15 protein-coding genes and 1 pseudogene are annotated in these 13345 nt (G+C 67.1%); 10 read left to right on the top strand and 6 right to left on the bottom strand.

The features are described 5' to 3' along the window. Nucleotides 1-56 precede the first annotated feature (56 nt). The 5 genes from AB0D34_RS12515 to AB0D34_RS12495 form a co-directional block, all read right to left on the bottom strand. Nucleotides 57-410: a DUF6233 domain-containing protein gene (locus AB0D34_RS12515; protein ID WP_362660548.1), complete on the bottom strand. Its 354-nt coding sequence runs from the start codon at nt 408-410 to the stop codon at nt 57-59. A gap of 270 nt (nt 411-680) precedes the next feature. Beyond that, on the bottom strand, nt 681-908 hold the full coding sequence (locus AB0D34_RS12510) for a hypothetical protein (RefSeq protein WP_362660545.1): 228 nt from the start codon (nt 906-908) through the stop codon (nt 681-683). Nucleotides 909-1210: 302 nt separating this feature from the next. Beyond that, nucleotides 1211-1393 carry a hypothetical protein gene (locus AB0D34_RS12505; protein ID WP_362660542.1) on the bottom strand — a complete coding sequence of 61 codons (183 nt, stop codon included), beginning with the start codon at nt 1391-1393 and terminating at the stop codon, nt 1211-1213. After that, nucleotides 1390-2325, bottom strand: coding sequence for a hypothetical protein (locus tag AB0D34_RS12500; protein WP_362660539.1), 936 nt, complete (start codon nt 2323-2325; stop codon nt 1390-1392). Before AB0D34_RS12500 ends, AB0D34_RS12505 begins: the two co-directional genes overlap by 4 nt. A gap of 158 nt (nt 2326-2483) precedes the next feature. After that, a complete protein-coding gene (locus AB0D34_RS12495; protein WP_362660536.1) occupies nt 2484-2912 on the bottom strand; it encodes a hypothetical protein in 429 nt (142 codons plus the stop codon). Nucleotides 2913-3250: 338 nt separating this feature from the next. Between AB0D34_RS12495 and AB0D34_RS12490 the strand changes: the two are divergent. The 7 genes and pseudogenes from AB0D34_RS12490 to AB0D34_RS12460 all read left to right on the top strand — a co-directional run. Then, nucleotides 3251-3427: pseudogene (locus AB0D34_RS12490) on the top strand (IS5/IS1182 family transposase); the annotation flags it as partial. Nucleotides 3428-3832: 405 nt separating this feature from the next. Further along, nucleotides 3833-4177 carry an SH3 domain-containing protein gene (locus AB0D34_RS12485; protein ID WP_362660533.1) on the top strand — a complete coding sequence of 115 codons (345 nt, stop codon included), beginning with the start codon at nt 3833-3835 and terminating at the stop codon, nt 4175-4177. 388 nt (nt 4178-4565) lie between these two features. Further along, nucleotides 4566-4934 (top strand): hypothetical protein, encoded by a 369-nt coding sequence (locus tag AB0D34_RS12480; RefSeq protein ID WP_362660531.1) that lies wholly within the window; start codon nt 4566-4568, stop codon nt 4932-4934. Between the two features lie 625 nt (nt 4935-5559). Beyond that, a complete protein-coding gene (locus AB0D34_RS12475) occupies nt 5560-5919 on the top strand; it encodes a GNAT family N-acetyltransferase (protein WP_362660528.1) in 360 nt (119 codons plus the stop codon). Nucleotides 5920-6201: 282 nt separating this feature from the next. Further along, nucleotides 6202-6789 (top strand): hypothetical protein, encoded by a 588-nt coding sequence (locus AB0D34_RS12470; protein WP_362660525.1) that lies wholly within the window; start codon nt 6202-6204, stop codon nt 6787-6789. Beyond that, the gene (locus AB0D34_RS12465) at nt 6786-7748 is read left to right on the top strand and encodes an alpha/beta fold hydrolase (RefSeq protein WP_362660523.1); all 963 of its coding nucleotides are present in this window, start codon (nt 6786-6788) and stop codon (nt 7746-7748) included. Before AB0D34_RS12470 ends, AB0D34_RS12465 begins: the two co-directional genes overlap by 4 nt. Before the next feature lie 317 nt (nt 7749-8065). Next, on the top strand, nt 8066-8554 hold the full coding sequence (locus AB0D34_RS12460; protein WP_362660520.1) for a hypothetical protein: 489 nt from the start codon (nt 8066-8068) through the stop codon (nt 8552-8554). Nucleotides 8555-8606: 52 nt separating this feature from the next. Here the strand turns inward: AB0D34_RS12460 and AB0D34_RS12455 are convergent, their stop codons facing one another. Next, nucleotides 8607-9662 carry a hypothetical protein gene (locus AB0D34_RS12455; protein ID WP_362660518.1) on the bottom strand — a complete coding sequence of 352 codons (1056 nt, stop codon included), beginning with the start codon at nt 9660-9662 and terminating at the stop codon, nt 8607-8609. 590 nt (nt 9663-10252) lie between these two features. Between AB0D34_RS12455 and AB0D34_RS12450 the strand changes: the two genes are divergently transcribed. The 3 genes from AB0D34_RS12450 (at nt 10253) to AB0D34_RS12440 (ending at nt 13171) form a co-directional block, all read left to right on the top strand. Continuing rightward, entirely contained in the window at nt 10253-10579 is a 327-nt protein-coding gene (locus tag AB0D34_RS12450; protein ID WP_362660515.1) for a hypothetical protein, read from the top strand. Between the two features lie 154 nt (nt 10580-10733). After that, entirely contained in the window at nt 10734-11483 is a 750-nt protein-coding gene (locus AB0D34_RS12445) for a hypothetical protein (RefSeq protein WP_362660512.1), read from the top strand. A gap of 413 nt (nt 11484-11896) precedes the next feature. Continuing rightward, entirely contained in the window at nt 11897-13171 is a 1275-nt protein-coding gene (locus AB0D34_RS12440; protein ID WP_362660509.1) for a hypothetical protein, read from the top strand. The last annotated feature ends 174 nt before the right edge of the window (nt 13172-13345 follow it).

Here is a 13345-nt window from a genome sequence, read left to right as displayed (position 1 = left end):
CACAGGAAACTCCACGTGATCAGCCTCCGCCCACGAGCGGCCATACGCCCGCCGACCTACTCCGGGATGACCCGGAGCGCCGTGTCCGGGTTACAGAAGGGGCAGGCCTCGACATGCGCGTACAGGGCCCGCTTCGCCTGGTCCTCGCTGATCGCCTTGACCCGCACGCCCTTCGCCATGACGCACCCGCCTTGGTGGACGCGTACGGGTGGGCTCCCGGCCCCGATACCCCGCTCGATCAGCCATTCGGGCGGAGGAGGACGCCGCTCCTCGGCCCTCCGCCGCGCGCCCTCGCGCTCCTCCTCTACGGCGATCCACCGATCAAGCTGGGCAAGGCTTGCCGCAGCCTGCTGCACGATCACGCGGCGCGCGAAGTGCAGCAACTCCAGACGGGAAGGGGTATCGCTCACGCGTTCGAGTCTAGGTCTATTTCGGCTGGTCAGCGCTAAGTCGAATGCGCGGGTGGCGCTCATCCTCTGTTGCGACGAGACTCCCTTGCTCCCACGCCATGAGCACGCGATCGCATCCTTCTATGTCCTGGGTCAGTCGTATGACGACATTTTTGTCGCTGCCGTAGAGGCCGACCCAGCCCCGCCAGGTTCGGCGGGCGGTCGCACCGTCGGCCCACTGTCCGGTGACCGCCGGACCGTCGGCCATGAACTGAAGTCGGACCAGGTGTGTCACGACGACCGCTCCAGAGCACGGGCCTCGCGGCGCAGCTCTACCCGCGCGCCGGGCAGCCGGCCGGGGCTGGACCAGTACGGATGAAGCAGCAGTTGGCCAGACAATGTGTGCAGGCGGCGGCGCAGCGCGGTGGTGTGCACCGGGCGCGGCACGGCGAGCGCGGCGTAGGTGCGCTGCCAGTCCGCCTGGAGCTGGATCAGGTCGGAGGGGAAGGTGTGCTCCATGGCAACTATTAGGCCACATGTTCGATTTTCTGGCCAAGGGCGCCCCGCTCAACCATGACGTCATCTGTGACTGGGCACGCCAGGCGGCCTTTGCGCGCTTCACTTGGGCACCCGCCTGCTCAGCCTCATGGATGCGACGCGTCCCAACTGCGTGACACTTGGTCGCGGTGATTGGCCCGGGAGGGCTTAGGACGGGGAGCCGGGACCTTCGCGCCCCGGTCCGGCCGACTTCGGCGGCTTCCGCGGTCAGGTTCCAGCGGGCTTTCCCCGGCGGCGCGCATGGGCGTGCCGCCGGGGAAAGGTCAGCTGCGGGTGACGGCAACCAGGAGCCCGGTGAGCGTGGCCATGAGCATCATCGCGGCGAGAGCACCCGTAAGCGGGGCGCACCAGGCGGGACGATCGAGGAGCAGCGCTAGGACGCCGATGCCGACGAGAAGGGTGACGACACCGAGTAGCAGCATCAGGATCAGGGCATTCAGGGTCATGCCTGCTCCGACGGCCCGGCGGCTGCGGCAGCGCGGGCGGCGTACCGGTCGCCGAGCCGCCTGAGCTTGCGGCGGACGCGCGCGCCCAAAGCAGCCGGGGCTATTCCGGCGAACCCTGCCGGGGCAAGGGCGAGTACGCTGGATGCCGCCTCGGTCCAGCTGGTCACCTTCGAGTCGGCCCAGGCCAGGGCGACGGCACGTTCGATCCGCGTGAGGGCACCGAGGACCGCGGCCACCCGCCGGTCGTCTGGCAAGAGGCCGGTGAGCGCCTCGTATGGGTCCGGGCCGAGGGCGATCATGTCGTAGGTAGTCAGGCCATCCCCGAAGGGGAAATCCAAACTCTGTATCCGTTCCCCGTTGATGCGGTGCCGCCACAGCGACGTCAACTGTCGGTGGATGTCCCGTGTCTCGGCCCGGAGGCGATCTACGGCGCTGAGCGGGAGCCCGTGGCCAGTGAAGAGCGGGGCGGCCCAATCCCCTAGCAGTGCAGTAGAGGCCGCGTTCCGCCACTGGTCACTGCGTCCCAGACGAAGCACGTCCAAAGCGAAGGTGTCGATGGCGGCCTCGTCGCCGGCCATTGCCGACTGAAGCGCCCAAACCGCTCGAACGGTGCGAGGCTGCTCGGCTGACGGGACAAGCTGACGGGCCGGCTCATCCGGCGTCCAGACGTGGGGCGGCCGAGGCATCCTCCCGTTGCGGCCCCGCAGGTGGCAAGGCTGCAAAGTGACAGGTGTCGCTCGACTAGGCGCCAGCGTCCCATCAGGCTCAACGGCGAACAGGACGAACACGTCATCCATTGGTTCGCCGCCTGGGTAATAGGCAGGCTCCAGCCCCAGGTCCAAAGTCACCAGGTGCTCACGGGAAGCTTCGGGGAGCTGTTTTCTCGTGGGGGTACCCACGGTAGGCGGTTCAGCAGCGGAAATGATGGTCATGGGGAGAGGCAGCTCCTTCTGTGTGCGACGTCAGCCTCATCCTTCGGTCTCCGCGCGGGCCCCATGTGACAAAGAATCTTCAGATGATGCATGTGATCTGCATCACGTCGATAAGTGGTCGTACCTTCCTGGCCAACTGTGCCGCTCAGTCACATCAACTAAACCCCCGTCACTTCTAGCGACCTCTGGGACTCTTCCATGAAGACCCTTAACGCGGCCGAGAGTTCTCGATAGCCCTCGCTGATGCGGTGGTGATGGACGCTCGTCCTCTCTTTATAGCCGCTGAACTCTTCACTCTCGATATCACATCGAATATCAGCAAATTGCTCGGGCACCTGTGCAGGATCTATAAGGCTGTACAGACTTTCCACACGTGCGACGATATGGTACGACCGCTCCATTAGCTCCAGGACTACATCATTTACAGAAGATGGCCCCAGGAATAGCGTGTCCATGCAGGCTTCCTTTATTGCATTGTGCATGGGAAAGACTGCCTCTGCGTTAGATGTATCATCCCAGTAGGCATCCTCTCTAACGCAGCGCGCTAACCCCTCACATATCCCTCTCGCTCGCTCGTCCAGTTCCATACATGAGGCCGCAAGTCTTTTGTACGCGTCGCGCCGCGGAGTCCGCAGTTCTCTCTGATGTTCAGCGCGCACCGTGGCGCGCACCGTGGCACGTGCCGACCACGTGGACAGAAAAGAAGCTCCAAACGTTGCTGCTGCACCTGCGAGTGCGCCACCAATGGCGGCCAATCCTGCGTCCATAAACGCGAATCTTACTGCCGTGCGTCGAGTTGCGTGCCTAAAACCCGAAATCCAACATGAGGGGGACATCTATATCTCTTAGGGGTCCTCGCAGATTGATCCTTTTGTGGCACGGTGGAGGTGTCTGTGGTCCCGTGTTTTGTGGGGTGTGACCATGGCGCGGCCAGCCGCACGGCTCGGGCCTGGGCCGCGTCCGGTGGGTCGCCGAGTCCGCCATCGCCTCGCTCCACCCCTGCCGACTGCGGACCCGCTGGGAAACCCGAGACGCCATGCATGACGCCTTCCTCCAACTCGCCCACTGCATGCCCCTCGCCCGCAAGCATCCGGCTTTCTGAAAGGACCACCCCTTAGGCCCAAGCGAAAACCGTATGGCCGAGGTTGATGGCGTCGGTGCCCCCTGAGCCCGCGAGCCCGCGCGCTCAGGGGGCACCGGCAGGAACCAGGCGCAGCCGACCCTGGCTCCCCGCATGGCGGCTGGCTGCCGTACGAGCATCGCAATGTCAGCTGAGCAGCGATCGCACGTCTGGCCATGTGACCAAGAGCAGTCCCTTCTGAGGGCAACGAATCAATCGCCGTACTCCTCAACGCGACCATCCCACCAGTGCATATGCACACACGTTGATAGACATGACTCTAGTAAGGCCCTCCTTTCGTCGGGAAGAGTTGCCTAACATAAACGTCTGTTGATGACGGCGACTTCGTGCCGCCGCGCCCGTATGCCTCACAAGGAGTCCCGAGTCATGACCATGCTGCGTCGAACCGCCGCCCTGGCCGCGTCCACCGCTCTCCTCGCCGGAGGCGCGATGTCCCTGGCCCCGACCGCGTCCGCGGCCAGTGCTCCCAAGTGCGCCTACAACCTGGCCGACTTCACCGGGACGGTGGACGGGAACGGCGTCAACTACCGCACGGGCCCCAGCACCGGCTACACGGCCAAGGGGCGGCTCTACGACGGCGACCGCCTACGCATCTACTGCGGGAAGGGCCACTGGTACTACAGCTCGTTGGCCAAGCGTTCGAAGGGGGGCCTGGCCAAGGGCACCACCGGTTGGATCCGTAGCGACATGCTCTACCAGTTGGCTGGCTGAGTGGCGCCGGGAACAGGGACGTTGCAGGTTCCGTACTTTCGTGTGGCTGTCCGCGCTCGGATGCCGGCCCTGCGTCGCATGCGACACGGCGGTTGACGTGAGCGCTGTGCGTACAAGGCAGGTCCATCCGGAACCTGCCCCCGTTCGGCTGGCGCACAGCCCCTGTTCTGCATACGACTTCGTGGGCCGTGTCGGCCCGCCCCACGGACGGTTTCCCACCGGTTCCATACGTCGTGGCGAACTCCCGCGCACAGAGATCGCCTGACCCAGCCGGGCACCGTGCCGTGCCGTCACCGGTCGATGCACGGCTCAGCCGGGCGCAGGTCTGTGCCGCCTTCCGCACGCCCCGTCTCAGCACAAGCAATTCGTCTTGAAGGGAAGAACTCTCATGAAGCTGCACACCCCTGCGCGTCTGGCCACGTCGGGTCTGCTGGCCCTGTCGGTGGCTGCCGGTATGACGGTGGCCGCCACCTCGACCGCCACCGCGGCCAGCAGTGTCGGCAAGAAGGCCTGCACCACGTCGGTGGGATTGAACACCACCGTCTCCACCACCGTGCGGCTGCGCACCGGCCCGGGGACCAAGTACCTCGCGAAGGGCCAACTTGCCAAGAACACACGGGTCTACTGGTCCTGCAACCGGGGTTCGACCGGCAGCGGGACGTCCTGGGGTTACGTGCTGGTGAAGTCCGGTGCCAACAAGGGCAAGTCGGGCTGGGTGTACCGGACTTACATCAACACGCCGATGCAACTTGACTGACGAAGCCGATGCCGATCCCCGACAGGGAATCCAGGCCCTACACGGCGTGGAGTATCTGCCGCCTCGTCTCCCGTCCAGGACCGACGGTCCGGAGTAGCGCCCTCCATGCAGATTTCCCGCATCGACCCTCGGCGAGCCTCCGTACCTACCTCAGGGCTCGGCGTCGAACAGATCGGTGCGTCTCAGCAGACTGCGGCGCCTTCGAGATCCCGGCAGGCCCGAAAGCCGCCTCCGTGGAGCGCACACAGGGCTGAGGCATGGAGCCCCCTCGAATGGCCCGTGAAGAGCTGATCAGACCTCCGCGCACCAGGTGCCGGGGGGAAGAGCGCTGTGGGAGGAAGAGCACCCGATGACGAAGAAGGGCATCGGCTCGGATGCCGCTGGTCAAAACCGCGGCTCGCCGGCGGGGAGCCCGGACCTCATACGCGAGCCCGCGTCTGCACTATCGCAGTTGCCGGCTTCCTCGCTGCTTTTCCCTCCCACTCCGCTGGAGACGACCACGCGGGCAAATCAGGTCACGCTGACCCGAATTGCGTCTCTCGACGACCTCGACGAGGCCAACGCGATGCATTCCAGGTGCTCAGTGGAATCGCGCTTCGCTCGCTATCACGCCGCTCGGCGGGCCTTGACGCCCCAGGAGTGGTGGAGTCTCTGCGACCTGGCCAACGGGACGACCTTGATCACGGTCCCGCTTGACGAACCGTCCCGCGTCATCGCCATCACCCACCTCCTGCGGACGCCAGTCCCGCATGTCCGCGAACTCGGCATCCTCGTCGAGGACTCCTGGCAGGGCCAGGGGTTGGGCACGGTCCTCGCCCACTACGCCGTGGACCTCGCTCGCACCCACACCCTCGACTGCCATGAGATCACGGCCATGACAGGAAGCGGCAACCGGCGGATGCTGTCCATCCTGCGGGGGCTGCGCGCTCGCGTGACGGGCCGGGACGGACCCACGCTGGACACCGTGATCCAGGTGGAGGCATAGGTCCATGCACCATGCCCTCCAACAAGTTCATGTGCGTCGTGATGCCGGAGCCAGCAGGGGCCGGCGGCACCGGGATCGCGGGCCTCACACACGCCCCCTCTTCTTCCGGTGCCGCCGGGGCAGCAGCCGACAGAAACGCGGTCCCGCGGCTCGGCGAACTCCACAGGACAGACCCAGCTCAGCGCGCGACCGGTCATCTCGGGGGGCTGACATCGAGCAGCACCGTCAGCTTGTTCCTGGCCAGCCACATGACGTATCCGACACCGATTGGGAGATCCTCCAGTGCCCCCGCTCCTCACCGATGCCCGACACGACATGCTCCTCGTTCTCGACGACGGCACGATCGCCTACGCTCGCGTAGCCACCGTCGAGGACCACCATCTCGTCGAAGATCTGCACGCACGGTGCAGTGTCGCGAGCCTCTTCGCGCGCTACGGAGGACGCCGTCCGGGATTTTCCTCCGCCGAGTGGCAGCACGTGGTGGAGGGCCCGCGCGGTCGTGTACTCCTCGTCACACCGGACAAGTCCGATCACGTCGTGGCCATGGCGTCGATGGTCGAGCATGCCCGCGCGCCGGAAGTGTGCGAGGTGTCGCTGCTGATCGCCGACAGTCCTGCGGATGCGTACCAGTCGCGCGGGCTCGGCACGGGCCTGGCCGACCTCGTCGCCGACCTTGCCCGCTACGCCGGATTCACGTCCCTCGCCGTAACGTTGCTGTGGACGAACTGGCGGATGCTGCTCATTGTCGAACACCTCGGCGGCCCGGTCCTGCCTCAGACCTCGTACGTGCGCAACATGGCGGTGCTCGGCTTGCTGCCGAACTCCGGCCTCGACGTGGCCGACGAGCTCGAATTCCGGATCGCGCTGTGAGGGCGGCTGCGCCCCCGGGCACCCGACGGTCCACGGTCGTCACCGACGACGGCGCCCGGCTGACGGTCTACACCGATGGTCCGTCACACGCCGGCGTGACGGCCATCCTCAGCCACGGATACCTGATGACCGCGGACGTGTGGCGCCTCCAGGCACGCGAACTGTCCGTCCGCGGCGTTCGGGTCGTCCGCTATGACCAGCGAGCCCACGGCACCTCGGACCCCGGCCACGCCGCTCTCACCATCGACCGGCTCGGCGCCGACCTCGCGCACGTCATCGAAGCGACCACACCCCAGGGTGCGATCGTCCTCGCCGGCCACAGCATGGGCGGCATGGCAGCCCTCACCGTTGCTGCCCGGCAACCGGAGCTCATCCGGCGCCGGAACCCCCATGTGGCCCTGATCTCGACGGCCTGCAGCAGAGCCCAGTTGGCGCCGGGCAACCACCCTCGCCACTGGATCAAGGCGGCAGTCCGTGCCAGTTACTCGTACCCCCTGTGCTGGATGCCGCCCGCCGCCGACGTCGTACGGCGTCGGCTCCCGAACCGTCACCCGTGGGCGCTGCGCCCCGAAGCACAGCACAATGGCGACATTCCGCCGCCGGGTCGGCAAGCTATCCGCCGTACGCCGACGGAGCAGATCGCCGAGCTGTGGCAGTCCCTGCGCACCTACACCACGGCAGATCAGCTTCACGCGCTCGACGCCCTCGACGACCAAGTCGAGATCATCACGGGCGAGCTGGACGACTGGATCCCCCTGTCCCAGACCCGTGAGCTGGCCCGGCAGCTACCCAACGCACGTGTCCACGCGCCCGTCGCGGGCGCCGGGCACCGACTGCCCACCAACAGGTTCGGCCACGCCGCGGTGACCCAGGTTCTGAGCGGGATGGCCGAGGCCGCGCTCCGCGCGCCCGAATCCACGGCCGCGGCGCCGACGCGCCTTCGAGGCGTACTCACATGAGCCCCGCCCGCCAACAGCCGCCTTCCGCTGCCCCGTTGTCCATCCGGCTCGGCCCTGACACTGCGATGACCCTGCGGTTCATCGCCGAGCCGACAAGGCCCCGAAGGCGCCACCGAAGCCGCGTTCAACATCTCCACGGTCCCGCCGAACCCGGGCCACGGGCATCCTCCGGTTCCGGAAAGCCCTCAGCGTAAGCAGGTCGGTCCGGGCCCACAGCGCCCACCGGCCTCACGGCGAGCCAGGCAATATGGCCCGGTCTGCAGCGATTTGCGCCACCTCACCCTTGGCCTTCTCGATCGTGTTGGATCGGAGAGCCCATGCAGCCGCACGCCCGCCGCGCCCTTGAGGGCTGGCACACGGCCTGGACCGCCCAGCAGGACGCCGCCCTGGTCGCCTTTGCCGCCGCATTCCCCGGCCTTGGACGAATGGAGCCCCCAACCGGCTGCTGTGATCCGCGCATGAAAGTCGAACGGCCCGGAGAAGCATCCGGCTTCGTATGCTTCGACGATCACGGCCGCGCCACAGTGGATTTCAGCGGAATCCCACAGAACACCCTCGGTGAAACACTCGAAGTCATCTTCGGACGCGGGTGGTTCGACGAAGGCCCCGATGGAATTGGCGCCGCTCCGCCCGGCACCTACAACTGGGACGACGACGCCACATACGCCGAATTCGAAATCAAGGTCGAGGCCGATGCCACGGCCTCGATCTGTATGTCGTACGTGACCGTGGACGAGGCAGTGGTGCTCCTGGACGAGTTGCAGACCCACCTGGTCGGGCGCACCGGCGGCCCCGAGGAATCGTAACGTCGCCTCGCTCGGGCCTGCGCTCGTGCAAGGGGTGTGCGGGCGGAGCCATTCAGCGTTTCCAGATTCCGGTCAGACGTTCCGGAGCAGGTGTCCGAGCCTCCGCGTTCTCTCGCCATGCCGCCGTGAACGGGAACTCGTTGTCCAGCCAGAGCACTCCGGCCAGCTCCGAAGGCATCGTCCACCGGGGCGGCTTCCCGGGCTGGAACTCGATGGGGCTGTGGATGAAGGTGTCTCCGAAGTTGAACTGCACCGTCACCGTGGGTCTGCCGTTCAAGAGACAGTCCAGCTGTTCGATGCCCAGGCCTGTGAACTTGTCGGCTCCGGCGGCGACGATGAGCGGCAGGCCCGTCTCGTTGGCCAGGGCCCGGTACTTGCTGACCTTCTCCTCGATGCCTGCAACCAGCGGCTGGGCCGAGACGACTCCGGGCAGGCCGCTGGGCGGGGACAGGATCGCACGCATCCCGGGCACGCGCATTGTGGAGCCCGTCTGCGGATCGGCCATCAGGAGAAAGGTGTAGCCCTGGCTGGCGAACTGCACCTGATGTAGGGGGGACAACAGGTAGCGCCGCAGGTCCAGGGCGATCTTCTTCGCTGTGCGCGCGTCCGGCGGATTCAGAGGGCGGTCAGTTGGGCCGGCCACGGTCAGCACCACGGGCACGGGGATCTCCTTGACCCGCTCGACCAGGTCGTGCCACGCCTTCATCCTCCCGTACAGCTCTTTCGACGGGCTGTGCGTCAACACCTCGACCAGGGCGACCGGCCGGCCTTCGTCGTCGAGCACGGTCCAGTCCGGTGTCTTCGTGCCCCACAGTCGTTCGTACTCCACGTGGAGACCCGACGCCCGGAGCGCCTCGCCGGCGGCGAGTTCGATGTGATCGCTCCAGAAGTTCTGGTCTTTCCAGAGGTTCCTCGCGTACGTGTCGGCGTGCTTGTCCGGCAGCAGGGCGAGCTGCGTGTCGAGCCATGCCCGCCACGGGCCGTATTCGTCTTCTACGGCGAGGTCATACGAGAGGGGCCGCCCCTCGGGGCGGCGGTGGCCGTATCGGCTTTTCTGTTCGGCCACGAAATCGGGGCCGAACCGGCGATTCGGCAGATCGGTCGTCATAGGAGTGGATTATGAATCCTCGCGCCCTTGTGCCGCACCCGAGTTGACAGTAGGTCCGGCCCCATCCATGTCTCCCGATCCACGTAGCCGTGTTCAGGTTGCTGTCTGTGTCCAGCCCTCCGGTCGGCGAAGAGCGATGTCGAATATGGCACCCATTCACAACAAGCCAGGTAAAGCGCGTCGGGGTTGATGCACTCGGCCGGGTGCGGGTGGTGTCCCTCCCGGCTATCGAGTATGGGAGGCCGCAACGAACTCCGCGCAAGGTCGGCCGCCCGGTTTTTCTCCGCTCCTGCGTCACGGAGAAAAACCAGCCGTCCTCCCCTGCACTCCGTCCGACGGCCCCCCAAATCTCTCTTCGCCGGGAGGGGCCGGGGGCCGATCTCCACGGCAACGCCCGCGCGGGGCCGCGCCCGTCACCCGACCGCGACACACGAGACCAGACCGCACCAGACAACGCCCCCCCACATCCATATCTGCCCAGCCCAGAGCCCCTTTTCCGATTGACCACGACACCCGCAAAAGGTAGATTTACCTATGTCGAACAAGGGGCAGGGCAAGCCCCGGAACCCACTCGCGGATCAGGAGATCCCATGGACCTCAACCACTTGACGCAGCCGCTCCAGCTCAACGACACCACACAGCTCAAGGCGGTCTTCGACCCGGCCCTTCGCTACTTCTCGGCGCAGCTCTGGAAGGACGGCGAGCCGACCGGACTGCTCGGCATGGTCGGCCAGTTCACCCACCCCGACGACGTACTGGACGCGGTCGACGAGTTCCTCACCGAGCACGGCGAGAGCCCGCTGACGGAGTCGCAGATGGGGCAATTCGCCGGGATGCTGATCATGGCGAAGGGCGGGCCGGACGCCGCGATGCTCCAGCTGGCCATCGAGAACCCGTCCAGCGTCCTCCTCTTCTGACTCACGGCCCCGTCCGGGCGCAGGGCTGTCGCGCCGCCCTGCCCCCGGACGCGGGTCCCGACCGTCGGCGTGGCGCTCCTGCCCGCGAGACGCGTGTGCCGACGGCGCCTCCCCAGCCCGAATCCCCACCGGAATCGAAGGGATCAGTCAGACCTTGCATACTCCCGCAGACATCGCGCAGCTCGCCGCCGGGATCCTCGGCGGCACCTGGGCGGCCGAGCGCGGCCCCCGAGGGGCCAACGGTCGCCTGGCAGCTCCCGGGACGGACGTGTTCACCCTTCACTTCGACGACCACGGTCATCTGCGTCTGGAAACCGTCTTCGGCGGCTCCGGCGAGATCGCCCGATTCCCCGGGCCGACAACCGGCGACGCCGAGACGATCGCCCGAGACGTCGCCCAGGCCATCCGCCAGCACCTGGCCAACGGTGAAGGCGAGCTGGGCGCCGCGCTGTACCGGGAGCTGAACCTGGGGGCGCACTTCTCCTGCGCGGACTACAGCGACCTGGAGATGCCCTGCCACCCCAACGTCACCATCGCGGGGGCCGCCTGCTTCTTCTACGTCGACGAAGCCGGAGTGGCTCGGATCTCCGCCCACATGGACGGGCTCACCGAGATCGGCACCCGGATCTGGGGCGAGGACGCCGTACCCCTGCGGATCACGCTCGACGGCGGAGTCGTGTTCTCCTCCACCGGTACGTGGGTGGTCCAGTTCCAGCACCCCGAGGACGGCGGGGACGACGGTGTATGGGAGTACGTGATCCCCGCGGAGGAGGCCCCGACCGAGGCGTCGGCCCGCGCCGTCGCCACGGAGCGGTTCGTGTCCGACATCAACTCCCACGAGAACGCGGATGCCTGGCACGGCAGCACGATCCGCAGCGTGCGATTCACGGCTCAGCCCCGGTGACGTGAGGTTGCTCCGCCCGCAACCGGCTATCGGTCGGCCCTGAACAGCTCGGCGGCCCCCTGTCTGACGCACGCCGGGGCCTCCCGGATGCCGCCCGCCTCCCGCGCGGGCGGCATCCTCCCGAGTCCAACACCTTTTCCTCGGTGGAAAGTTCGGTTCACCCCCGTGAGGGTGTGCGCCGTGCAGTGCCGGGGCCGCGCTCGGCAGAGCGCAGATTCATCTACGTCGTATCAGGGGGCAGGGCAAGGCCCCCGGAACCCACCTTCGGCAAGGGGACTACACGTATGGGTGCCCACAGCCCGCAACTGCAACTCGACCTATGGCAAGAGCCTCCCCCCGCTGCGGTCGACGTCAAGCCGACGACCGTGCTCTCTTATGGGCTGGGAGCTGATTCCACACTCGTCCTGATCGAAATGCTGCGCGACCCTGTCAGCTACGGCCTGGAGCCGGATCTCTCCGACCTGATTGTGATCACGGCGACGGTCGGATCGGAGTGGGCGGACACCGTCAGGCTCGTCGAGGACCACGTATTCCCTCTCCTCCGGCGCCATAGGGTCAGGTACATCCAGGTCGCGCGGTGCGGCCCGTACGAGGCGGACGGCTGGGAAGTCCTCGCGGATTCCCGCGAGCCGCGGCGCTTCGTCCCGCGGGGCCGCTGGACCCTGATGGACGAGCTCTCCGTCAACGGCACGGTCGTCCAGGCCGCCGGCGGGAACTCGTGCTCGTTGAAATACAAGGGCTGGCCGCTGGACCAGTGGGGGCTGGCGGAGTTCCCCGACCGGCCGTTCCGGAAGATCGTCGGCTACCACGCCCGCGAGCACAAGCGCGCCCGCACCTACGACGGATGCCAGCACACGGACAACCTCAAGGCCCGACGGACCATCTGCACCGTCGAGTACCCGCTCATTGGGCAGGGCTGGGACCGCGACATCGTGGAGGCCCGGCTGTTCACCGAATTCGGTTTCCTGTGGCCCAAGTCCTACTGCACGTTCTGCGTTTACTCAGGCTCCTGTTCTGCCCAGCCTGCCCATCTGGCGCGCCTGCGCGACCACCTTGAGCAGGCTGTCGAGGTACTGGCGCTGGAGTACACGTCGATGGCGCTGAACGAGAACGGCTCCTTCTACCCGAAGGGCACCCTGTACGAGCTCGTCGCCGGGGACGGCAACACCGCGGCGCTGCGGGCACTGGACGGCCACTTGGCGTCGGCGGAATGGGCGCTGTACCGAGTACGGCGTGTCTTCCCACCAGCTCGCACCGGCAGCTGCCGGGAACGGCACGGTGACTCCTGCCCCTCGCCGTGGCCTGGCTGCCTCGATCCGGACACCGGCGAGCGGACACCGCCGTGCGTGCAGTGGCACGGACCCGCCTGCCGCGACCCGCAGCCGGGTTGCCGCGACGCGTCCCGGAAGGGGAAGGCGAGCAGGTCCGTCGAGGTCGTGATCACGGGAACGCATGCGCAGGTCGCCGACCTCATGCGCCGTCGCGCGCAGGAAGGCGGCGAGCATGTCGAGAAAAGCGCCCTGCACCCCCTCGGCCACCTCCGCAGCCAGACCCTCTCGCGCGGCACCCGTTTCCCCAGCGTCGAGGAGTTCCACGCGATCGCCCCCAGCGGCGTGATCGCGAAGCAGAAGAAGAACTTCGAGGAGCTGTGGCGCACCACCTGCCGACAGCTCCGACTCCCCGCCTGATCCCGCAAACGGCACTCCCGGCCCGCCGATCCGCCGCCGTGGCGAGCCGGCCGGGGCAACCCGTCTTCCCGGCCTTTCGAGTGTGGGGCCCTCGGCGGGAGGGGTGCAAGGACGGGCTCCGCCGCGATTTCGCTCCACACCTGTTTGCCGCCGCTCACGGGGAGGGTGCCCCAG

This window comes from Streptomyces sp. NPDC048420 (assembly GCF_040651535.1).
Classification (GTDB): domain Bacteria; phylum Actinomycetota; class Actinomycetes; order Streptomycetales; family Streptomycetaceae; genus Streptomyces.
Note: the sequence above shows the minus strand (reverse complement) of the source record. Positions and strands in the feature narration are given on the sequence as shown.